This window comes from Endoryza foliicola (genome assembly GCF_050589245.1).
GTDB lineage: Bacteria > Bacteroidota > Bacteroidia > Chitinophagales > Chitinophagaceae > Endoryza > Endoryza foliicola.
Genome location: NZ_JBOBEW010000003.1, coordinates 62,613 through 86,455, shown reverse-complemented (window position 1 = coordinate 86,455; position 23,843 = coordinate 62,613). Strand labels below are relative to the sequence as shown.

The following is a 23,843-nucleotide window of genomic DNA, read 5'->3' as shown; positions in this document are numbered from 1 at the left end:
GGAAACGAGGATGCGGGAAGTGAGGAAATACAGAGAAAGAAGAGGGGGAGGAACAGGGGGTAGATACAGGAACGAGGAAACGAGGATGAGAGGAAACGAGGATGCGGGAAGTGAGGAAATACAGAGAAAGAAGAGGGGGAGGAACAGGGGGTAGATACAGGAACGAGGAAACGAGGATGAGAGGAACGAGGAAATACAAAGAAAGAAGAGGAAATGCAAGAGGCGAGGAAGACTAACGGGCAAATACCTAGAAAAAATATTTTTTTGTTGTGTTAAATTAGTTAGTATTTTCGCTAAAATTATTAGTTTATGTCTATTGCCGGTAGAAATCTTCGCTATTTGCGTAAACTGAGGGGTTTGACTCAAGAGGAGTTTGCTATAAAGTTGAACATCAAACGTTCTTTATTAGGAGCGTATGAGGAAGAGAGAGCAGAACCTAGAATTGAGGTGTTGGAAATAGTTGGAGATATTTTTAAGCTCTCCTTAGATGAGTTGTTGTTGAAGGATTTGTCGGATTCGGGAGGAAGTTATTTGGCGCGAAGAAGAACACAGAAAATGAGTTCTGGTACCAATGAAATCATGATGGTGCCTGTAAAAGCGGCGGCCGGATATTTGGCAGGTTATGCCGATCCCGCCTTCTTGGATGAGTTGAATACTTTCACGCTACCCATGTTGGCACCCGGTACTTACCGAGCTTTTGAAATAATCGGAGATTCGATGCTTCCTACGCCCAGCGGTTCTGTAATTGTTGGAGAGCGAGTAGAAGATGTAGACGATGTTCGCCCAAACAACACCTATATCGTGATTTCGCGGAAAGAAGGAATCGTGTACAAGCGTGTAATCAAAAACAATAAAATTAGAACCAAACTGACTTTGGTGAGTGATAATCCAGACTATCAACCTTACCAAGTAGACGCAGAGGATATTGTTGAATTGTGGAAAGCCAATTTGGTAATAAGTAAGGCGAATACTCAGCAACGTTGGGATGTAAATCAATTGGCAAGTTTGGTGAGCGATCTGCACCAACAAGTAAATCAACTCAAAAAGAAGGTAAACTAGTCGCCACAAGAGCGTTAAATTTCTGATAAATGCCAACCGATGGGGAATTACGACCGTAATTTTACCAATGGTTGGCATTTGCTTTTCTGTTATTTTTGTTGATACCAGACTGCATGAGATTTCTTTCTTTTTTAATATTGTTATTAGGTTCTTCGTTGTTTGGCTGGACACAGCCCAAAACAATTCAAGCGATCAAATCTTCTCAAGCTCCCATCATCGACGGGAGCTTGGACGATGCTGCGTGGCAGTCGGCTCCCATAGCCACCGACTTTATCACCAATACTCCCATTTTTGGTAAACCTGCCTCTTCAAAGACCATTGTAAAAGTAATATACGATAACAACTCTATCTACATTGGTGCCTATTTGTACGACGATCCAAATGAGATTCGGCGCCAGTTCACGCTTCGCGACGATCAAAGCAATGCCAATGTAGATTATTTCTCCGTTTTTCTTGATACTTACAAGGATCGGCAGAACGCCTTTCAATTTCAAGTAAGCGCCAGAAACGTTCAAACCGACACAAGGGTGTCGCCTCAATACGCAACCACTTATGGCAGTTATGGCGATGTAAGTTGGGACGCTGTTTGGGATAGCAAAGTAAGCATGAAAGCAGATGGTTGGGTAGTTGAAATGCGCATCCCCTATTTTGCCATTCGTTTTCCAAAATCCAGAATTCAAGATTGGGGTATTCAATTTCTTCGATTTTCAAAACGCTACAACGAAGCATCTTTTTGGAATCCCGTCAATCCTAACCAAAGTGGATTCGCTAATCAATTTGGGGATCTTCAAGGACTCGATAATATCTTACCACCTCCTCGTTTGAGTTTTTCACCTTATGTAAGTGGGGGCTATCGTGAAACGCCTACCATTTCAAATGGAAGATTAACGGAACGCTTATCGAGCGGAGGCATGGATGTGAAATATGGAATCAGCGAAAGTTTTACATTGGATGCAACACTGATCCCCGATTTTGGTCAGGTGATATCCGATAACGTGGTGAACAATATTTCTCCTTATGAAATACAATTTCGAGAGAACCGACCTTTCTTTACCGAAGGAACTGAACTCTTCAACAAAGCGGGAATGTTTTATTCGCGTAGGGTTGGCAGTACGCCATCGCGGTTTGAAGAAATAAATGAATCGGTGAATGGAGGTGCGTTCTCAGGTTATTCTATTCTTAAAAACCCAAGTGTTACGAAGCTTTACAATGCCCTAAAATTTTCAGGAAGAACCAAGAATAATTTGGGTATCGGAATATTCAATGCTGTAACTCAGCCCGTATATGCGAAGCTTCGTAACAATACAAGCGGAAAAGACACCTCGGTGTTAACCGAACCACTCACTAATTATAATGTAATTGTTTTCGATCAAGCCCTGAAAAATCGTTCTTATATCACATTCACCAATACCAATGTTATTCGAAACGGAAACCAGCGAGACGCCAATGTAACCGGCGTAGACATGGCTTTCTATGATAAAAACAATAAGTTTGGTATTACACTTAGTCCCCGCTATAGCAAAGTGTTCGATGAGAATGGGGGCTACGATGGTTTCAAGAATTATATCGAAATAGGAAAAGTAAGCGGCAAGTTTCAGTACAGTTTGTCCAATAATATTGAAAGCGCTCAATACGATCCTAACGATCTTGGTTTTTTATATGCTCCCAACGAAAATGCTACTACACTCAAAGGCAGCTACAATATTTTCGAAGCCAACAAGTACTTTCTTAATCAATCATACTCACTCAGTATTGAACAGAGTTATTTGTACAAACCCTTCGAATATCAGAAAACCTCGGTGGTGGCGAGTGCTTTTGTAGTGTTTAAAAATTTCTGGGATTTAACCTTGAGCACCGAAGTACAGCCGTTTTGGTTCAATGATTTTTTTGAATTACAAACACCCTCCGATATTCGTGCTACGCCTCGTGTGAAGCTGAAGAAAGCACGAAACTATTTTATTGGGGCTACCGGAAGTTCAGATAGTAGAAAGCGATTGTACGTAAGTTGGGACTTGGGTTTTGCGGAGAGTCCTAACCCTAATGACCCTTTTTATTCAGCCATGCTGGAAACTCGCTTTCGATTCAGCGATCGCTTTACGGTTTCTGCCAGTTTTCAGAAAAGAGAAGATCATGGTCAATTCGGATATTCATTTTTAAGAGATCCATTTAACAGTGCACCTATTTTGGCAAGAAGAAAATACTTGGATGCAACCGCATTGGTAACCGGAACCTATAGCTTTACGTCAAGAATGAACCTGAGTTTTCGCGCCCGTCACTTCTGGAACAGAATCAAGAATACCAACTTTTACAATGTGAAGCCTGATGGCTATTGGACGGAACGATTCGATTACAATCCTTCTGACTACAATTACAACTACAATGCGTTTAATCTTGATGTATTCTATACATGGGATTTCAGATTGGGAAGTCGACTCATTGTAGGATGGAAAAATTGGTTAGCACGTGATTACGAATTTTTTATCAATGAAAATCAGTTCCCCGGATACACACAGAATGCCGGTGAAATTTGGAATACACCTCATGGAAATGAAATTACCGTACGATTTATTTACTTTCTAGATTCTCAGCGACTGTTAGGTAAGAAAAAGCCTTTTTAACTGCGGTAATTAAATAACCCTTTTAGGTAGGCTGTTATTAGTTCTCCATTTTCTTTCAATTCAAAATTATGTTTCAAGAGGATTTCAATATTCAATTGCGAAGTCCATCTTTTTTCAAGTATTAAGTTCAATAATTTAATGCTGCCTCTGTTCTTTAAATGATCTAGGGTTGTAATGCGATCATAAATCAATGTATAAATTGTAGGGCTGATTTCATGGTTTTGAAAATAGCTTGCGATCAATTCATCTTTGCAACTTGAGTCTGCAATATAGCGGATGAGGAATTGATTGCTGCTATCTTGCTGGCAATGCCTTAGGCAAAAGATCGCTTCGTCTTTGTTAGATTCATAAAAGGCTTCAAACATTTTCCAATCTTGTACATAGCCCATGTTTCCCATGATTTGCATATAGGCTACTGTGTCCTTTTGAAATCGATCGATTGTTGATAGTTCATTTGCTACTTGTTTTGCAAAGAAGTGATAACATTCCTTATTTTTCGATGAAAGTTTCTGAATCAAGTTGGAAACGGTAAGCCAGCAAGTGTTTTTGAGTTCATGAGGTAGCTGAGCCGTTGCATTTTTCAAGTCAGTGATCAATACGGAATCGGGTTGTGCTACTTGTGAGCAGGTAGTAAGCCATTCTTCTTTTTCGTCAAATGAAGCAGCAGGATTGTACAAAGATGCTAGAAAAAATTTTCGACTGAAAGCCGTGGAGGCCTCTAAAATTGCCGTGATGAGTACGGTTCTTTTTCTCGGGTCTGTTTTGCTGGAGTGGTAGATTGAGTCAATTCCTGTTTGAGAAGGATTTAAAATAAGAAATGCTCTCCATTTCGACTTTAGGCGAAAGGCCTGCTCACTGTTATTTAAATTGGTTTGATACAATTCTTTTATTAAAGTGTTTAAATCGAGATTTTTAGCAATAGATTGATTGATGAGTATTCTCCGGTCTTCTTCCGAGATGGTTTTAAAGGGAATGATCGTGTAAGGAGTTTGATCATTGTGGAATTCAGCAGTGTCTTGTATTTGGTCTATTGAAAGTTCTCTGTGTACGGCAGCAAGCTGTTTAGCTCCTAAGAATTGATCGAAGGTTTCATTCGATACAAAGGAACTGAGCGCGTCTCCTTCAAACTTGATACTCCAATTGAGTTGGAGGAAGTTTACTCGAATTTTCGTGGCATTGTTATTTTGAATAGACCCGCTTGAGTATTTAAATTCTTTTTTGAGCGAATCGTAGGTTCCACTTAGTTCCAGAATGCCGTCTTGTTGCTGTATTTTTATAGTGTTTGGTAGAGCTGGATTTAGTGGCAGTAGACGAGAAACGATCAACAAAAGACTTTGCTGAAGTTGCTCTCGGCTTGAATGGATGATTTGAACACTATTCTTTGAGCTAATAATTAGTAAGTTTCCTTTTATCAAACTGTCTGAATAGTTGTTTGCTAATGATTCAATGAGTTGATAATTAAGAAAAGTACTGTCGGAATTCTTTTTCAGGATGGAAAGCTTTCCTGAAGTTGATTTATTGAAATGTTGAATCGATTGATTGTTGGGAGAGGAAAGCGACTGATATTTTACAGCAGCCAGTTCTTCCAAACGAACCGAATAGGTTTGAGAGAAGCAAAGTTGACAGCTTATAAGAAGGAGGGCTGTGTAAAGTATCAGTCGCTTTTTCATATTATTGCCATTTAACGGGTTCAGTTTTGTCGTCGTCTACCAGAGTTTTCTTAAATGAAAGCAGTGCATTGGTTCTAAAAACATCAGTTTCAACTCTGCGTTGTTCCCAACAACTCAAGTCTAAACCTTGAAAGATGATGTTATTGCAGGTAAATACCGGATATTGATAAAAAGTGTACATGCGGCCTCTAAGAATTTCAAGGTCGGCAATAGCGCTCATATCATTCTTTAAGATCAGCTTTGTGCCTGAGAAGCCGAGACCAAGACTGAATCCATAATCGAGCCCGCCCTCAATTAACCTCAGTTCACCGGCAACGCCTGCGTCAACTGTATTAGAAATCCCTTCTCCAATAGGTCCAAGCATTTCAGTAGCAGAGGTTTCCATGATCACTGATTGTGCTAAACGCGGTCCAACAGTACCATTCACGCCGGTTCTATCCAATTGAACATCTACTTCTGCTCCAATTCCGATGGCTGAAAGATAAAAGTCAACCGGCATTAAAGCATTTAATCCATAAGTGTAGATGTCTGCCGCACCAATGAGTTTTGAAACATTGTACAATCGGTTTTGACGGAAATTATAAGCCTCGGTTGAAATGTTTGCTTGATTTTCATTGATGAGTACTTGTTGAAGAATGGTGAGTTTGGCTTTGCTGGAGTGCTTTTTTGAAGCATTGGAGCGGGCCGTGAATTCGGATTCTAGTTTATAAACTACCAACTCGCCAATTTCAGGAACTTGTGCATTTACCGTCATGTTCAAACCCGCGGTGAATTCATTACCGGTGTTTTTGATTTCATTGAGCAAGCCCGCCGCATTCTTCTGGCTACTGTTGAGTGAAAAGGGGTCTACGGTTCCTTTTAAGTATACGCTACCGCTTAAATTGGTTTTGTACCCACCCACGCTGAACTGTGGCGGATTGAATTCTATGTTTCGATCGATGGACTCATTCGGCATGGCATCTATTTCCGCTTGCTTGAGAACGGTAGTGAAACTCGGTTTGGTCGTTTGGGGAGCCAATCGAGCATTGATGGCAAATCTATTTTTGACAGCGGCTGTCATGGGTGCCGTTTGTACTGTTGTAGATTTTGTAGAAGCGGCTGCCAAAGCCGTAGTAGGAAGCAGGTTCAAACGCGCAACAATAACTGTTTTTTCAGTTCTGTTTTGTGCGTACCCCATTTTTGATAAATTTCCTTCTAAGTAGTTAATAGCTGCTAGGTACTCAGACAGCTTTAAGCTTTTTTTGTTGGGAAGTTTTACGATGCTGTCTTTTGCTTTAGTGCCACTAGCAAAGCTGGTTAGGCTATACGGTGTAAATGGCTTGGCACTTAAGTTCGACGTTGTAAGGGCGGTTTGGCCCAATAATTTTCTTTGCGCCAAGAGCGACAAAGGGAGGCTGGTGCTAACTGCCAGGCAGATAGCAAGGGTTCTTTTGTTCATGATTTTTTGTTTTATGTGATGGTGATTATCGCATCATGCAGGAGATACCTGCAATGGGAACGAAGGCTTTTGATTTTAAATTTGAGTCGAGTATCCAACGCATGCCGTAGTTGAGGATCACATTTTTGCCTACCCGCCAGTCGCCACCGAAGCTGAGCGAATTCGGATTCACAACTGTCCACTTTACGGTATTCGAAACGATCTGGGTATTGGCCGGTTCTTGAAAGGTTTCTTTTAAAGCTTCTTCCGGCGTTTTCAAGGCCTTGCGTTCGTATAAGAATTCAACAAAGAAGCTATAGATGGGACTTCCATACCTCAGATTCAACCCCATGGAGTAAATGGTGTTCTCGGCAACCGCAGCTTGTTCTTGCTCTACTCCTGTATTGATGTTTCTTAAAAGAAAGTTCAATTCTTCTTCATACCAAGTGGTTCTAATGAGGCCCGATAACATGAGTCGCTTGCCAATAGGAAGTCCCCCATTTAACCAGATGCCCCATCCTGTATTTCGATTTAGGCGCAGCTTTTTTAAGGAACCGGCGCTGTCGCTTTGATAGGTATACACTCTTCCGAAGGCAAAGTCGAGAGAAGCACTGTTCCAGTTTTCTGAAATGAAGATGGCAGCTCTTTCATTGATAGCAGCAATGCGACGGCTGTTGATGGTTACCAGTGCATCCTGTTTTTGGCGAATTTGATCTCGAAGTCCGGGCTTTTCTAGAATGTTACTAGTAGTGTCCAGCTTTAGTTTTAATTCCTTCAGATCTGTTTCTAATTGCTTTTTCTCCTCGTCGAATTGAGGATCGATATCGGCATACAAGTCTTTTGCTAATAAAGGATCTTTTCGTTTGATCAAATTAATTTTGGTAGCGAATCCAATTCTACGATCGTTCTCATCTGTTTGAACGGTTCCTGCAGAAACATCAATAGAAGCCAGTTTTCTCATGAAAGGATTTGCCTGCTGGTATTTTTTTAGACTCTTTCGATTGTAGAGAAGTTCCCAAAATGGTTGGCTTTGTATAGCAATGTTGGGGTTTAAGCGCCACGACTTGAATGACCAATCCACTTTAAAGTCCTTTATATCTGAAGTTTTGTTGATCTGAGATGGAGTAACGCCCATCAAATCGAAAACAGGAGAGGGAGGTATCGAGAATTCTTTTGGACTGAGTTTACCGGCTTTTTCTTCTGTTTGAGCACTACACTCTACAAATATGATGGTAAAGAGTAGCGCAAGTATTTTTTTTATGTAAAACATGGTGTTTGTTTTATTTGTTACCAACAACCGCTGGATAGAGATATGGAAATGGATCGTCAAATGCAGGAACTTTAGCTTTCATTGAAGCCCCTAAAAGGTTCCACATTTTTTTGATATAAAATTGAGGATTGTGGTGTCCTGCATTTACTAGTGGAAAGCCTCTGATATCTTTTGGTGCGGCAACACCTGGATCTACTAAAGTAAGAGCCATATATGCTAATAGTACTGGAATGGTTCCAAAGTCGCCGTTATCTCTATTAATTTCAAGGGCACTTAGATTATTATATTCAAATGGATTCAGCGTTAGGGGAAATTTCCGTTCGGGAGTATTCAAGAAATCATTATCGCCTGCATGGTTGAGCCAATGTCTATTACCCGGGGCATCAACATAGTTGGTTACTAAGGGGATAGTGATGTTCAGTTTTGGAACAAAGTCTAAACCATATTCAAAACGTTCAATTTTGTTATTTAGTAGACCGTTGGAGATGGTTTTAAAACTGGCATCTCCAAGAATTTTTGGACCGGCAAAAGAGTAGACATGTCCAATATTATAGCCAATTGCTTGAAGATAGGTTGCTGAAATGATTGCTTCTCCACCACCGAGAGAGTGTCCTGTAACAAAAATTTTCTTGTTTTTAGTTTTAGCTTCAAACTCATTCAATGTTCGTATGATCGCATTTCTGACAATTTTAAAGCAGTTCCACATACCCGAGTGCATTTTTACATTGGCTAAGGGACCATCACCCGATGCTGCTTGAACTTGGAAGTCGGTTCCGTACCATTCGGCGACATCATTAGGATAAACATCATCGGTGCCCCTCCACACAATTATAATATATGTTTCTTTTGAAATGATCATTACTTCTGGATCGTATCCAGGAAGCCCGACTCCATTAGGAAGGGCTACAAAATTTTGTCTTTTGTTCAAGAATCTGAATTTTGGTTTTGTTTTCTCGAAAGCAATGGAATCTAGCTGGTATTGTGTTGAAGGTGACACTGTAACAGCTGTACCTACTGCGGGGGCCGCTGGCAGCGATGATTTGTTTACTGCGATAGGCGCTGTTACATTTGGAGTATTTGAAAGAACCGGAGTTTCAATTTTCAAAGTGGGATTTTGAGGCGCTGCATTCAGGTCGTAAAACCAATGCTCAAATCGATCGCGATAGTCGTTTTCGAAATTAAGGTTTGAACTTGAGTTGAGGCTGGTTGATTTGAAGCCACTAGGTGGGAAAGTAGTTGGGTTCTTCAGTCTTTTCAAATCAAAGTCTAGTCGTTCTGTATACATTAATTCAGCGAGCCTAGAAAGAAGGTATGCATTGATTTTATCTATGCCCCCACCTTGATCAACATTGAAATTTTTAAAGCAATTTACTTCTCGGTTAGGGATAGCAAATTTGGTTGTAGTGGTAGTTGTATTGCTGGTTTGAGCTTTACTGATGGCCGTTGTCGCAAAGACAAAGAATAATAGTTGAATGAAAGTAAGATGTTTCATGGTGAATAAATTTTAATAAAGCTCGGAATCAATGCAGCTTAAATATTTCACCAAAAGGATGTAGATTTTCTTAATTCGTTCTACCTGCTGTCAGGTATGAGTCTGTCTGAGCAATAGTTTCAGCGATTTTTGTTTCATAGGTTTTGGAATAATACACGAATTTGGGTAGTTCGGTACTACCTGAATTCAGGTAGTTCTGTTTGCGGAAGAATGATTATTTTACGCTCAATGAGAATGCGGCTATTGATATTACTTTTACTTACGAGTACTGCGCTTAGCGTATATGCGCAGCAGTATAATTTCCATGATCAAGTAATCGATAGTTTTTTAATTGAATTAAAGAAGCCATCTCACGATACGGTTAAGATGAATTCTTTTTTAGCATTCAGTAGGTATCAGTTCAATGCCGGGCAGTATGAAGATGCATTGCGTACAGCCCAATCTGCCATTCGCTATTTTCGGGGAAAAGAGATTAACGGTCAACTCCCACGACTATACTACAATGCTGGAATGAGCGCAACGAATTTGGTAAAATATGATTCTGCCACCCAATACCTTGATACATCCATCGCTCTTGCTACAAAAGAAGGTAACAACGAGGTAGTAGTGTTATCTATCATCGCAAAAGCCTTGATGAGTGATTATCGAACCGACTACGAAAAGGCGGTTAATTATTATGTTGAGGCATTGGCCATTATTAACAAAGTGGCTCCGGCTTTAAATGGGTATTATCCCAAAGTGTATTCCGGAATGGGAAGGTGCTTAATTGTGCAAAAGCAATATGAAAAGGGGATCGCATACAATAAACTAGTTTTAAACTATAAAGGGTTTGCTGATGAAAAGCGCTATCATATTTTGGCCGCTTTGAACGTTTCGGATGGGTATATTTCTCTCCAAAATTTCGACTCTTCTAAGAAGTACCTCGATATTGCCAGTCAATTATACAGTGGCTTGAAAAACCCGGTTTTAGGGAATTTAATACACAATACTGAAGGCTATTTTTATTACAAAAGGGGGGACTATAGTAAAGCTAAGGCTGCCTATGAAAAAGCAGTAGTAGACGCCAATGAAGCAAAAAACTATTATTTGCTAGTGGAAGTGTACGATAATCTTACCAATTTATATTTCGATTTACGTGATTTCAATTCTACTAAGAAATACGCAATGATGGCTATTGAAGGTGCAAGAAAACACGGTCAGATATCTATTCTTGCCAATTCTTTCAATGTGCTTTCCAATGTCTACAAACTAGAGGGCGACTATCGAAATGCCTATGAATATGCAACGCTTTTCAAAGTCTACAGTGATAGCTCTTCCAATGAGCAAACAAGGAAGGAGATTCTTTCTTTAGAATCTAAATATGAATTTGAAAAGAACAGGCAAGAAATTGCACAGCTTACAATTACAAATCTAAAGCGACAAGCTGAAATCAATCGTAATTATTTTACAATTAGCATTGGTGCGGTTATAGGAATCATACTTCTAGCGATTCTTTTCTATTTTTTCAGTAGGTATAAACACAAGGCTTTGCTAGCAGAAAAGGAGACGAAGTTGAAAGAAGAAAAGATTGTTTTCTTGGAGGGACAGCAGCAAATGGTTGCCATGAAAAGTATGATAGAAGGGCAAGAGGCTGAACGAGCTCGCATCGCACGTGATTTGCATGATGGCTTGGGCGGTATATTCAGTACGATTAAAATGTACTTTAGTACCATTCGCGAACAGAGTCAGGAGTTAAAAGAACAGCCATTATTTAACAAGAGTATTAAAATGGTAGACGATGCTAATGAGGAGTTGAGAAGAGTGGCTTTTAATTTGATGCCCGAAGTACTTACACGTATGGGATTGTCGCAAGCAATCTTGGAATTGGCCAATTCCATTACACATGGGGGTAGTTTGAAAGTATTGTTGCAAGATTATACCTCCAAAGAACGTTTTCATTCCAATGCTGAAACTACAATTTATCGCATTCTCCAGGAGCTTCTGAACAATGTACAAAAACATGCGGAAGCTACGGAAGTGGTAGTGCAATTGAATCAGAACGATCAAATGCTCACAATTACCGTTGAAGATAATGGGAAGGGTTTTGATCTCAACCATACCATGAGCGAACCACATGCAGGGTTAACAACTATTCAAAACAGAGTCAGTTATTTGAAAGGCAAATATACCATAGAGTCTGTATTAGGTGTGGGTACCAGCATTTTTATTGAAATTCCTAACGCGTCATTGTATAAGAATGATTAGAATTGTAATTATAGACGACCATCCGCTTGTAGCGGGAGGAATTGAGATGATGATTAAGTCTGAATCACATTTATCTATTGTTGCTCATTTGCAAAATGCAAAAGAAGCACTGCAGTTTTTAGAAGAAAGTTGTCCGGAAATCATTTTGTTAGATGTAAACTTACCGGATATTGATGGATTGCAATTGTGTGAGATCATTCGTGGTAATTATCCTGAAACAAAAATCATTGTACTCACTTCTATTGAAGAAGCTTCCATTATTACTCAGTTTTTGCAAAAGGGTGCTAACGGGTTTTTATTGAAAAATATATCCAAAGAAGAATTTATTCAAGCCATCGATTCCGTTCTAGACAATAAAACATTTCTGAGCAAAATTGCGAATGAGAACATGATCAGGCATTTCGCTTCGGTAAACAATGCATTGAAATCGGTTCCGGTACTCACGAGGAGAGAGAAGGAAATCTTAGCCCTGTTGAACGAGGGTATGAACGGGCCTCAAATTGCAGAACACCTCTTTTTGAGTACTTATACCATTGAAACTCACCGAAAGAATATGTTGCAAAAGTTCTCGGTAAGCTCCACACAAGCCCTCTTAAAGAAAGCAAGAGATTTGAAATTGCTCCTTACTTAATATTGTAGTGATTGGAAATGAAGTTGGACATTGTTTTTTGAATTTCGATTAACAACGTAGTGAGTCACGGAAATTAATTGCGCTAAAAATAAATATCCAACGCCGCTCTATACGTATTACAATGCGCTTCTACAATGTCTTTTACATTGGGGGAATAGCCGCCGCCCATTGCAACCGTGCAGGGAATGTTTTTCTTTTTCAAAGAATTGAATACATATTCATCACGTGCTTTGCAACCTTCCATGGATACATTGAGCTTTCCGAATTTATCTGTCGAAAGAATATCTACTCCTGAAAGATAGAAGGCAAAATCGGGTTGTTCTTTTTCAAGTATTTCCGATAAGTGGTAAGCCAATAGAGATAAATATTCAGCATCACCAATGCCATCGTTTAAAGGCACATCGCGGTCACTTTTCTCTTTGTGAAAGGGATAGTTATGAGCGCCGTGCATGCTGAACGTGTAAACATTTGGTTGTTTTTCAAACAAACTGGCTGTACCGTTTCCCTGATGTACATCCAGATCAATGATCACAATTTTCTTTGCCTTTTGATGTTTCAACAAGTAATTTGCGGCCACTGCAAAATCGTTAAGCAAGCAGAATCCTTCTCCACGATCAAAAAAAGCATGATGCGTTCCACCGGCTATATTCATTGCAACACCGTATTTCATAGCATAAAAACAACAGTCGATGCTGCCTTGCGTAATCATTAATTCTCGCGCTGTTAAAGCGGGTGATTGCGGAAAGCCAATATGACGTTGTTCTTTAGCCGACAAAGTTTGATCTTTCAGTTTTGCTAAGTACAATGGATCATGAGTTAGTAGAACTGTTTCATCGAGGCAAACATTTGGTTTGAATAAATTCGACTCTTTTATACTTCCTTCATATAGCAATTGTTCAGGAATGAGTTCGTATTTGATCATAGGGAATCGATGCCCTTCCGGTAAAGGATGAGCATAAATTGGATCGAATGCTATGTATAATTGAGGAGATTCACTCATTGTACCGGAATCAAGGATTTTTCTACAATTGCAATTACTTTGTCGGTTTTGGAAGCTTCCAATGCAACCGAGCCTGTAAAGGCTCCAAATGCAGGCAAAACTGCCATGTCTTTTCCGAAGTGAAAACAAGGGAACCGCAAACTTTGTTTGCCCAACCCTTTTAATAATACACCCGGATGAATATGACCGCTGAATAAATATCGATCTGTAATTGGCTCTTCTGCTTCGTGCGTAAATTGGAAGGGCCCCAGTTCATAAGAACCATGAATTACTTCAATGCCGGCTTCTTCATAGTGCTTGTCTTCCAGAATATCATGATTCCCTCTAATTAGTTTCCAATCTAAAGTGCCTAAGTCTTTCACCCATTTATGAAACCAATCCCATTCTAAGTTGTAGTGACTGTGGAACAAGTCACCAACGATCAATAGTTTTCTAGGCTTAAAAAATTGAATGAGTGTCACTAAACGATGCAGGTCGTTTTTGATCAGTTCTTGTGGCATGGGAATTCCTGATTTCCGGAAATGCCCCGACTTACCCAAATGCAAATCAGAAAGCAAGAGCGCTTGTTCCTGTTCCCAGAAAATGGCTCTCTCTGCACTTAACCAAAGCTGCTGCTGCCGAATGGAAATCGGGTAAGGCTGATTCATACGCAAATTTACAAAACTCGGTGCATCTCATTGAAGGAGAAGACCGCTTATTAACTATTTTGGAGGATCAATTTTTTCACTCTGTCTTCCAGCTTTTCGCTCGACAGGTCTTCTCTCAAACTGTCTACTTTTATTGGGAAGCAGAACGGGGTCAATCGTTCCGGAAAGGTTAGTACGATGGTTCCGTTTTGAATGCGGTGCAACATATCTCTTAAACGTACTTCCTCCATTTGTTGATCGAATACTTCTTGGTAGGCCTGCCTCAATAAGAGATTATTAGAATCATAGTCATTGAATACTTTGAAAATGAGTGAGGCTGAGGCTTGCAAATGCCGCGCTTTTTTGTGCTCACCCGGGTAGCCTTGAAAAATGAGTCCACCAATCACCGCAATATCTCTGAATTTACGCTTTGCCATTTCAGTAGAGTTGACACTTCTTTGTATATCCGCAAGTAAGTTTTCCGGTGAAAAAAGTTCGTATACATTGGTGTCGTCTATTGGAATGGGCTGATCGCTGAGTAATTCAAATCCGTAATCATTCATTACGAACGAAAAAGTGATGGGGTGAATTTTACTGATGCGATAGGCAAGAATTGCGGCCATGGCTTCGTGCACCAATCGTCCTTCAAAAGGGAAAACGAATAAATGGTAGCCGTCTTTGGTGGCAATTTGTTCGATCAATAATTCATTGGCTTTCGGAACAATGCTTCGTTCTTGTTGCAATCGAAGCAAGGGCTCTAATGCTTGCAATTCTTTGGACAACGGTTTAAATCCATCGGGTGTTTCACAAGCAGTTGCACAAATACTAAGTTGCTCGCGCAGTTTCTTACCCATATTGGCTGTCAGCGGCATTCTACCGCCTACCCAACTTGGCACTTGCGATTTTTTGGCAGTTGATTTTTTCACCAACACCGTCATATCTTTGATCATTACCAATTCTAAGGTTCTCCCGGCCAAGGTGAATACATCACCCGGTTCCAATCTTGAGATAAAATATTCTTCAATTACTCCGATAAATCCACCGGAGAATAGTTTCACTTTTAGCATGGCATCGCTTACAATGGTACCAATGTGCAAGCGGTGACGCATGGCAATTTTCCTGTTGGCAATCATATAGCGATCGCCGGTCCAAATTACTTTTTTGTATTCATCGTATTGTTGAAGGGCATTTCCGCCATCTACAATATGTTGCAATACTTGTTGCCATTCATCAAGAGTAATGTCTCTAAAGCAAACTGTGTTTTTGATTTCTTCAAAGGTTTGATCGGGAATAAAGCCTTCTCCTAAACTAAGCGTACAGCAATATTGTATCAAAGCATCAAAGCAAAGTAGCAAGGGGGGCTTGCTTTCAATCATCGATTCGTCGATGGCCGATTTCAAAGCAGCAGCTTCCATTAGTTCGAGAGAGTGGGTAGGGAGAAAATAGATTTTGCTGACTTCGTCGGGACGGTGTCCGCTTCTTCCTGCACGTTGTAGAAATCGAGCGACTCCCTTTGGCGAGCCTACTTGTATTACCGTTTCAACCGGTCGGAAGTCAACTCCCAAATCGAGGGAAGCTGTACAAACAACGGCTTTTAGTGATCCGGTATGAAGGTTTTCTTCCACCCAGTCGCGAAGTTCTTTATCAATCGATCCGTGATGTAGGGCAATGGCTCCCGCCAAATCGGGGTTAGCAGTTAACAATGCCTGATACCAAAGCTCACTCATGCCACGGGTATTGATGAATATGAGGGTGGTTTTGCTTTCTTCAAGAATGGGCAATACTTTATCTACGAGTTTCAATCCCAAGTGTCCTGCCCAGGGATATTTTTCAATTTCATCGGGGAAGATAGAATCCACGGCTACTTCTTTTCTTAAAGCCGCCTTGATGATCACCCCATTGGTTTGAAAGGGTGTCATTAAGGTTTCTAAGGCCTCATCCATGTTTCCTATTGTAGCACTGATGCCCCAAATACTACATGATAGTGGCCCGTTTTTCCGAATGCCTGCGAGGCGCGACAACGCCAATTCTACCTGAACGCCTCTCTTACTTCCAAGCAATTCATGCCATTCGTCTACTGCAATAATTCGAATAGAGGAGGCCACCTTGGTGTATTCTTTTTGCCCGAGAAACAAATGCAAGCTTTCAGGAGTGATGATCAATACTTCCGGCATTTGCCGCTTCTGTTTGGCTCTTTCTTTTAATTCAGTATCGCCATTTCGGATTCCAACCTGCCATTGCATTCCCAGGCCCGCAATCACTTCTTCCATAGCCCTCCCAATATCTTTTGCCAAAGCACGCAGGGGTGTGATCCATAAAAGTTGTAAGCCGTTTTTTGCCTTCGTTTGATACTGTGTTGGATGTTCGTTGATGAATTGAATCAATGCTCCCATGAATACCGCAAAGGTTTTACCACATCCGGTGGGGGCATTTACCAAACCACTTTTTCCGGAAACAATCGCCTCCCAACTTTGCTCTTGGAAAAGGAATGGCTGAAAGCCAACCTCCTTCATTCGAGACTGTATGACTTTATAACCGGGAGTTTGGTGAAGAATCGACATGGATCAGCAATTTACTAAAGCTTTTTGATGGCAGTAGAAGCCTTCGTGAGATTCTTTCTTAATTGAAAAGAAGAAAATAGAGTTAACGTGTTGTGCTATTGAAACAAAGGGGCTCAAACATTTCATGACATACTAGTTAATGAGCGATGACGCTTTATAAGAGTGTACTCTTCTATCCATGCGACTCCTCCGACCGATATTTTGAGTGGTTCCCACGAGGTCCCTGAGTATCCCGAAGGGATTAACGAAGGGCCGACGTGGGGCCACGAAAAATATCGAATGTTTAATAAAAAAATGCGGTGTCATTCCGAACGACTGAGTTTGCAAAGCAAACGAAGGAGAGAGGAACCTCAGAATGGGTTTTGCAGAAAGAATCGGATTTCGAAGCAATGATGCTACATGCTGTTAAGCGCCAAGTAATTGAATAATTTAGTTATTAAGTTGCTTCCCCATTGACTCATGGCGCTCATGTTCACGCAAGAATGCGCAAAAGAACAAATTCAAACCGGTATCTTTTGTAATGCCAAACTCAACAACTAAATCACTAAAAAACTTACCAACCAGTTTAATGAAAAAATCTCTTTCAGAACCGCCTCTTCCATAACAACGCGTCTGGAGGTCCCTCTCTCGCTGCGTCTGCTTCGCAGCCTCGCTCATTCGGGATGACGGGATTTTTTTAATAACAACCCAGATTTCTCGCATCCATCTTCAGGCCTTCGGCCTTTCGAAGCATGCTCGAAATGGCTTCGGACATCGTTTTCGGCTGATATGGACCAATGGTACTTAAAAAATGAAATCATTTTAAATAGATAAGAAGTATGCAACGGAACAGATGTAGAAAAAAGGAAGCTTGCTTTTTGATACCATCAGTTTTTGTTGATTAGCCAATAGCACAAGCCGTTAGAGTAAGTTATTTGGTACTTGCAGACGATTTCGAGCCCGCGTTCTTTCTACAGCGATCGCTGCAGTATTTTACTTGCTCCCAGTTCTTTTCCCATTTCTTGCGCCAGGTCATTGGTCTGCCACAGACTTCGCAAGGCTTTTGCGGGAGGTATGATTTGTTGCCCTTCGACATACCACAATAACAACATAACAAAGAAAAGGTTGATTAATTCAAGCGAGTGGTGGTGCCGTCTGTTTTCTTGATGAAAACTACTTTTTTGTTTTCTATGAAATCGGTAGCGCCGGTCTTACTATTTTTTACCGGAGCCCAATCAATTGAACCGAATAGACTAGGGTAAGCGTAGAAGAGAGAACTGCTTTTTTTATAGGCAGGTTGAGTTATTTCAAAAGCTGTGAGTAATACTGTTTCAAAAGTGCGAAGCACTGTTTCCGATCCCGTAACAAAATATTTGCTTTTGATTGATTTTTGATAGTACTGAACAGCCAAGTTGTCGTTTGAAAAGTGTGTGGCAAGGCCATATACAATGTCGATGCCACGGTATTGAGCTCTTGAGAAATCAATCGACTCCCAGTTGGGCATTCCTACCAAAGTAGCTTTGTATTTTTTCGATAGAGAGGCCAATTGCTTCGCGAAAGTGGCACCAAATTTTAAGTCTAAGCTTCCGGATATACAAACCGTATTTTTAGTACTGTCTAAATATCTTTCTAATTGATCAGCACTTAGCGTATCGGTGAGCGTTACATATTTAATTTTCAAGGGAATACCCGAAGTACTCCGTTCTGCTTGCTGGAAGAATTGTAAAAGTTTGTCTTCCGCAGCACCTATTTTTTTGAAATAAACAATGGGTTGTAACGGATGATTTTTCTGCAAGTGTTTATAGATATTGCTAACGTGTGTTCCCAATGTTGGATTAAGAATATAGTAATAAGGGTTGCCTGTGACACCCGCATCATTAGGTTGGTTGAGATTGATAAAGGGGATTTGCCATTGTTTTGCGTAGCGCGCCCACATTGCCGCCTCATTCAAACTCACATAGCCAATTAATACATCAATATTCTTTACTGAATCACCGAGCAGCGAAGGGTGGTATTTTTTGTCTTTAATGTCCCAAAGTTTGATATCTAAATTGATACTGTCTTTTTGAAGGGAATCCACCGCCAGTTGCAAGCCCGACACTACATCCAATCCGGGTAGTAAATAAGTCGGAACGGTTTTGTCGAATTTCGGTTTTCCATTGGCGTCTACCAACGTATCGAGATAAAGAGGGGCTAATACTGCAATCCGTCGCTTACCGGTGCTGTCTTGAGCTATTGCATGGTGAGCAATAAGAACACTGAAAACAATAAATATGGTAAGCGCTCGAATCATATTATGTTATTTATTCCCATTCAATGGTGGCAGGTGGTTTACTACTAATATCATATACCACACGGTTGATGCCTCTTACATTGTTGATGATCTCATTCGAAATGTGTGCCAGAAAATCATAAGGGAGGTGCGCCCAATCTGCTGTCATTCCATCTACTGAAGTTACTGCACGTAAGGCTACTGTAAATTCATAGGTTCTTTCGTCTCCCATTACGCCCACACTTTTAACCGGAAGCAGAATGGTTCCTGCTTGCCATACTTGATCGTACAAATTAAAGTCTTTCAGTCCTTTAATATATCGATAATCGGCCTCTTGTAAAAGTGCCACTTTTTCCGGAGTAATTTCCCCCAAAATGCGGATGGCTAAGCCTGGTCCCGGGAACGGATGGCGTTGTAAAAGATCGGAAGGAATGCCTAATTCGGCACCAACTCTGCGTACTTCGTCTTTGAAAAGGAAACGCAGGGGTTCTACCAGTTCCAAATGCATGGTATCGGGCAAGCCACCTACGTTGTGGTGACTTTTGATGGTTACGGAAGGTCCATGAACCGATACACTTTCAATTACATCGGGGTAGATGGTTCCTTGACCTAAAAGGCCAATTCCTTCTACTTTCTTGGATTCTTCTTGAAACACATCAATGAAGAGCTTTCCAATGGTTTTGCGTTTTGCTTCAGGATCGGTTTTGCCGGCCAGTTCTTTGTAGAAAAGGTCTTTTGCATCTACCCCTTTTACATTGAGGCCAATAGATTTATAGATGTCCAATACTTGTTGGAATTCGTCTTTTCGCAATACACCGTTGTCTACAAAAATGCCGAACAAGCGGTCGCCAATAGCTCTGTGGATGAGAGTAGCAGCAACAGTACTGTCTACTCCGCCGCTCAATGCCATGATCACTTTGCGGTCACCAATCTGTTTTTTCAAATCGGCTACGGTATCGGTGATAAAGTGCGCCGGGGTCCAGTCTTGACTGCAACCACAAGTATTTACCAAGAAATTGCGAATCAGCTTTTTACCTTCAGTAGAATGGTACACTTCGGGGTGAAATTGTACCCCATAGAGGGCATTGCCGGCGCCTACTTTTTTGAAAGCGGCGTAGGGGATGCTTTCAGTGGTGGCCAAAACTTCAAAACCCTCGGGTAAGCGAAGTACGGAGTCACTGTGACTCATCCAAACTTGACTGTTTTGAGTGATATCATCGATGAGTTGGTCGGATTGTGCTTTTTGCATCAAAGCACGTCCGTACTCTCTTTTATTTGATTTTGCCACATCGCCACCAAACTGTTTGGCGGTCAATTGGGCACCATAACATACCCCCAAAACCGGATACTGAGCGTGCAGTGCGGCGATATCTACAGTAGGAGCGTTGGGCTCGTTTACACTGAAGGGAGAACCGGAAAGAATGATACCTTTTAGGGCCGGGTCGGCAACAACGGGCTTGTGATAAGGGATGATTTCGCAATAAACATTGGCTTCGCGTACAGCGCGGGCAATCAATTGAGTATACTGACTGCCAAAATCGAGAATAAGAATCTTTTCTGTCATGGTGCCGCAAAGATAGCTAATTTCAGGGTTAGACCGAGGCGGGCGGGGCCTTTTGGGGAAAGTTTGAGAATAGTGTAACGTTTTTCAAAAAACGGCGTCCTATTATATGAGAATTAATACCTTTCACTATATAACCAACCAGTCATGAAAAAGATCATTTTAGCCTTATTTGTTATCAGTTTCGTCGCTTCCTGTTCCTTTATTGGAGGCAAGAGAATCAAAGGAAACGGGAATATTACCACCCAATCAAGAAATGTTTCAGGATTTGACGCGGTAGATGTGAGTGGAGCCCTTGATGTGTATGTTTCACAAGACTCTCAATTCAGTGTAAAATTGGAAGGAGATGACAACCTCTTACAATACATTTTAATTGAAGAACACGGTGGAACCCTAGAAGTTAAAACCAAGAATGGAGTGAATTTAAGACCTAGCAGTCATTTGAAAATATTTGTATCAGCCCCTAATTACAAGAGTATTGAAGTTTCAGGTGCTTGTGATATCATTGGCGAAGAAAAATTGGTAAATAAAACACCGATCAGATTCGATATATCAGGTGCCGGTGAAGTGAAGATGGACATCGATGCTCCAGAGGTATCAGCGGGAATTTCGGGATCAGGAACCGTGAAGTTAACCGGTGAAACAAGAAAGGTGAAGTTGAATTTAACAGGCGCTGCCGATGCTCATTGCTTTGATTTAAAAGCCGAAGAGGTAGAAGTTGATATTTCAGGTGCCGGTGATGCCGATGTATTCGCGAGTCTTAAATTAGATGCGAGCGTAAGCGGTGCCGGTTCTGTTCAATACCGCGGTGGCGCAACAGATATTAGTCAGCACGTTTCCGGAGCGGGAAGTGTGAAGAAAGCGGACTAATTAATTAATAATTAATAATGAAGAATTAATAATAAAACAGCCGGCAGTCAGGTTAATTGAATATCAGCGGCTAATCTGTGTCAATTCGTTCTAATCGGTGCGAATCTGTGGTCAAAAAAAGCCTAACGCCTAACACCAAAAACACAATACACACAGTTCCCGCCATCCATTTATTAATTTTTTTTCACACCATACAACCTGCCTCAACTTCATGTCATCTGTAATACTACATTTACATTTATGGCAGATCGAGGCAGGTTGTTTCGTTTTTTAAACCGGTGCAAAAAATGGGGCATCGGTTTTGTCATTTTTGTATTACTGCTTATAGTTCTCAATCTCCTATTTCCCCTTCGAGTTTCTATTACCTATTCAACTCTTATCCAAGATGAGAAAGGTGCGTTGTTACATGCCTATTTAAGTCCCGATCAGAAATGGCGGATGTACACTGAATTGAATGAAATAGCTCCCCTGCTGAAGAAGACCATCATTGAAAAAGAGGATCAATATTTTTATTACCATCCGGGAGTCAATCCGGCTGCCATGGCTCGGGCTTTCTTTAAGAACCTGCTAACGGGCCGAAGAAGTTCCGGCGCCAGTACCATCACCATGCAAGTTGCGCGTGCGCTGGAGCCTAAGTCGCGCACGTATTGGCACAAAGCAGTTGAAGTGTTTCGAGCATTTCAATTAGAATGGAATTATTCCAAAGACGAGATCCTTCAAATGTATGTGAATTTGGTGCCCTATGGCGGCAATATCGAGGGAATGAAGGCAGCTTCTTGGATCTATTTCAACAAGAATCCGGATCATCTTTCATTAGCAGAGATCACTGCGCTTTCGATCATCCCTAACCGACCTTCAAGTTTGGTTATAGGCAAAAACAACGATCGAATTGTTGCCGAACGAAACAAGTGGTTGGTTCGATTTAAAGAGTCGGGGTTGTTTTCTGAAAAAGAGATCAAAGACGCTTTAGATGAACCCCTGCTGGCTTCTAGAAACATCGGTCCTAAATTCGTACCGCACCTGGCTGCTGAACTTCGCAAATCAACCAATCCTAATGTAGTTACCACAACACGGTTGGAAATGCAGCAGCAGGCAGAAAAAATAGTGGCCGATTACGTGAGAGGCCAACAACAGCTAGGCATTCACCAAGCTGCCGTTGTGGTCATAGAAAATGAAACGCGTAAAGTGTTGGTATACCTAGGATCAGCCAATTTTAAAGACACTATTGATGCAGGTCAGGTAAATGGAGTGCGTGCCATTCGGGAACCCGGCAGTACGCTTAAGCCGTTTTTATATGGAATGGCCTTCGATGAAGGACTGGTAACGCCGAAGACAGTAGTTTCGGATGTGCCTGTAAGTTATAGCGGATATGCGCCTGAAAACTACGACAAGCAGTTTAATGGCAAAGTGAGCATCGAATATGCTTTGGAGCATTCTTTGAACATTCCCGCTGTGAACATGCTCAATAAAATTGGAACGGAGGCATTTATTGATAAGTTGAGTGAGGGTGGGCTGAAACAGATTCAAAAAGATCGAAAGAAACTTGGATTGAGCTTGGTTTTAGGAGGATGTGGCGCAAGCTTGTTGGAATTGACTTCTTTGTACAGCGCTTTGCCTAATAATGGTCTGTTCCTTCCCCCAATTTTAACCCGCGAAGATTCTTTGAAACAAGCAAAACCAATTAGGGTCTTAAGTGAACCAGCCTGTTATATGTTGCATGAAACGCTTTCAAAAGTAAATAGACCCGATTTTCCATTGAATTGGCAAAGTACTGAACACATGCCCAAAATTGCTTGGAAAACCGGGACTTCTTATGGCAGACGCGATGCGTGGAGTATCGGATATAACCGTAAGTATACGATTGGTGTTTGGCTAGGAAACTTTAATGGAACCGGTGTGGCCGGATTGAGCGGCGCCAATACTGCTACACCCTTGTTGTTTCAATTGTTCAATACGTTTAGTTACGACGAAGACGAAGCCTGGTTCAACATGCCGAAATCTTGCGCTTGGCGACAAGTGTGTGGCGAATCGGGACTGCTTCCGGAACCGAGTTGTGAACACTTGGTAACCGACTACTTTATTCCCTTGATCTCATCTCAAGAACATTGCAAATCGAAAGAAGAAATTATGGTATCAATTGATAATCGGATTTCGTATTGCAAAACATGCGCACCCGCCTCCGGCTATGTTTCAAAATTATTCCCTGTATTGGCTCCGGAGTTAAAACAGTATTACCTCGATCATCATGTAGCTTTCGCACAAATACCGCCTCACAATCCAAATTGTGAGCGCGTGTTCAAATCGAATGCTCCTCGAATAACAGCCCCTCAAAACGGACATGAGTACATTATCAATACCAAAAGAAAAGAACCCTTGCAATTATCTTGTCAAGTTGCCAATGATGTAGCACGCGTGTATTGGTATGTGAACGATCGCTTTTACAAAGAGGCGGCTCCCGGCTCAAAACTGTATTTCGTTCCTGATCCCGGAAAAAACAAAGTATCCTGTACCGATGATAAAGGAAGAAATGTGAATTGTACCATTGATGTGTCTTATGTAAGTCTTTAAAAGTT

17 protein-coding genes are annotated in these 23,843 nt (G+C 41.1%); 6 read left to right on the top strand and 11 right to left on the bottom strand.

The annotated features are described in order from the left end of the window. Positions 1-309 precede the first annotated feature (309 nt). Both ACQ2HE_RS07670 and ACQ2HE_RS07665 read left to right on the top strand, forming a co-directional pair. Positions 310-1,059, top strand: coding sequence for an XRE family transcriptional regulator (locus ACQ2HE_RS07670; protein ID WP_430898917.1), 750 nt, complete (start codon positions 310-312; stop codon positions 1,057-1,059). 113 nt (positions 1,060-1,172) lie between these two features. Then, entirely contained in the window at positions 1,173-3,677 is a 2,505-nt protein-coding gene (locus ACQ2HE_RS07665; protein WP_430898919.1) for a DUF5916 domain-containing protein, read from the top strand. On the opposite strand, the gene ACQ2HE_RS07660 is transcribed toward ACQ2HE_RS07665, so the two are convergent. Genes ACQ2HE_RS07660 through ACQ2HE_RS07645 form a run of 4 tightly spaced genes read right to left on the bottom strand, consistent with a single transcriptional unit; the run spans position 3,674 to position 9,526 of the window. Beyond that, positions 3,674-5,347 (bottom strand): hypothetical protein, encoded by a 1,674-nt coding sequence (locus ACQ2HE_RS07660; RefSeq protein ID WP_430898921.1) that lies wholly within the window; start codon positions 5,345-5,347, stop codon positions 3,674-3,676. The genes ACQ2HE_RS07665 and ACQ2HE_RS07660 overlap by 4 nt on opposite strands. Before the next feature lies 1 nt (position 5,348). Beyond that, positions 5,349-6,785, bottom strand: coding sequence for a hypothetical protein (locus ACQ2HE_RS07655; RefSeq protein ID WP_430898923.1), 1,437 nt, complete (start codon positions 6,783-6,785; stop codon positions 5,349-5,351). A 25-nt stretch (positions 6,786-6,810) separates the two neighbouring features. After that, on the bottom strand, positions 6,811-8,034 hold the full coding sequence (locus tag ACQ2HE_RS07650) for a hypothetical protein (RefSeq protein WP_430898925.1): 1,224 nt from the start codon (positions 8,032-8,034) through the stop codon (positions 6,811-6,813). Positions 8,035-8,044: 10 nt separating this feature from the next. Further along, entirely contained in the window at positions 8,045-9,526 is a 1,482-nt protein-coding gene (locus tag ACQ2HE_RS07645; protein WP_430898927.1) for a lipase family protein, read from the bottom strand. A gap of 228 nt (positions 9,527-9,754) precedes the next feature. Between ACQ2HE_RS07645 and ACQ2HE_RS07640 the strand changes: the two genes are divergently transcribed. Continuing rightward, the gene (locus ACQ2HE_RS07640) at positions 9,755-11,770 is read left to right on the top strand and encodes a tetratricopeptide repeat-containing sensor histidine kinase (RefSeq protein ID WP_430898929.1); all 2,016 of its coding nucleotides are present in this window, start codon (positions 9,755-9,757) and stop codon (positions 11,768-11,770) included. Then, positions 11,763-12,401 carry a response regulator gene (locus ACQ2HE_RS07635; protein WP_430898931.1) on the top strand — a complete coding sequence of 213 codons (639 nt, stop codon included), beginning with the start codon at positions 11,763-11,765 and terminating at the stop codon, positions 12,399-12,401. Before ACQ2HE_RS07640 ends, ACQ2HE_RS07635 begins: the two co-directional genes overlap by 8 nt. An 82-nt stretch (positions 12,402-12,483) precedes the next feature. On the opposite strand, the gene ACQ2HE_RS07630 is transcribed toward ACQ2HE_RS07635, so the two are convergent. From ACQ2HE_RS07630 to guaA, 7 genes are all read right to left on the bottom strand, one after another. Continuing rightward, positions 12,484-13,401 carry a histone deacetylase family protein gene (locus ACQ2HE_RS07630; RefSeq protein WP_430898933.1) on the bottom strand — a complete coding sequence of 306 codons (918 nt, stop codon included), beginning with the start codon at positions 13,399-13,401 and terminating at the stop codon, positions 12,484-12,486. After that, a complete protein-coding gene (gene pdeM, locus ACQ2HE_RS07625; RefSeq protein ID WP_430898935.1) occupies positions 13,398-14,048 on the bottom strand; it encodes a ligase-associated DNA damage response endonuclease PdeM in 651 nt (216 codons plus the stop codon). The genes ACQ2HE_RS07630 and pdeM overlap by 4 nt, the downstream gene beginning before the upstream one ends. A 50-nt stretch (positions 14,049-14,098) precedes the next feature. Further along, positions 14,099-16,588 carry a ligase-associated DNA damage response DEXH box helicase gene (locus tag ACQ2HE_RS07620; RefSeq protein WP_430898937.1) on the bottom strand — a complete coding sequence of 830 codons (2,490 nt, stop codon included), beginning with the start codon at positions 16,586-16,588 and terminating at the stop codon, positions 14,099-14,101. 429 nt (positions 16,589-17,017) lie between these two features. Continuing rightward, complete coding sequence (locus tag ACQ2HE_RS07615) at positions 17,018-17,245, bottom strand: hypothetical protein (RefSeq protein WP_430898939.1); 228 nt, start codon at positions 17,243-17,245, stop codon at positions 17,018-17,020. 253 nt (positions 17,246-17,498) lie between these two features. Further along, positions 17,499-17,663, bottom strand: coding sequence for a DUF2256 domain-containing protein (locus ACQ2HE_RS07610; RefSeq protein ID WP_430898941.1), 165 nt, complete (start codon positions 17,661-17,663; stop codon positions 17,499-17,501). A 33-nt stretch (positions 17,664-17,696) separates the two neighbouring features. Then, a complete protein-coding gene (locus tag ACQ2HE_RS07605; RefSeq protein ID WP_430898943.1) occupies positions 17,697-18,860 on the bottom strand; it encodes a hypothetical protein in 1,164 nt (387 codons plus the stop codon). A 10-nt stretch (positions 18,861-18,870) separates the two neighbouring features. Further along, positions 18,871-20,403: a glutamine-hydrolyzing GMP synthase gene (gene guaA / locus ACQ2HE_RS07600; RefSeq protein WP_430898945.1), complete on the bottom strand. Its 1,533-nt coding sequence runs from the start codon at positions 20,401-20,403 to the stop codon at positions 18,871-18,873. Positions 20,404-20,547: 144 nt separating this feature from the next. Between guaA and ACQ2HE_RS07595 the strand changes: the two genes are divergently transcribed. Together ACQ2HE_RS07595 and pbpC are read left to right on the top strand one after the other, a co-directional pair. Then, positions 20,548-21,270: a head GIN domain-containing protein gene (locus ACQ2HE_RS07595; protein ID WP_430898947.1), complete on the top strand. Its 723-nt coding sequence runs from the start codon at positions 20,548-20,550 to the stop codon at positions 21,268-21,270. 240 nt (positions 21,271-21,510) lie between these two features. Continuing rightward, the gene (pbpC, locus tag ACQ2HE_RS07590) at positions 21,511-23,838 is read left to right on the top strand and encodes a penicillin-binding protein 1C (RefSeq protein WP_430898949.1); all 2,328 of its coding nucleotides are present in this window, start codon (positions 21,511-21,513) and stop codon (positions 23,836-23,838) included. Positions 23,839-23,843: the final 5 nt, after the last annotated feature.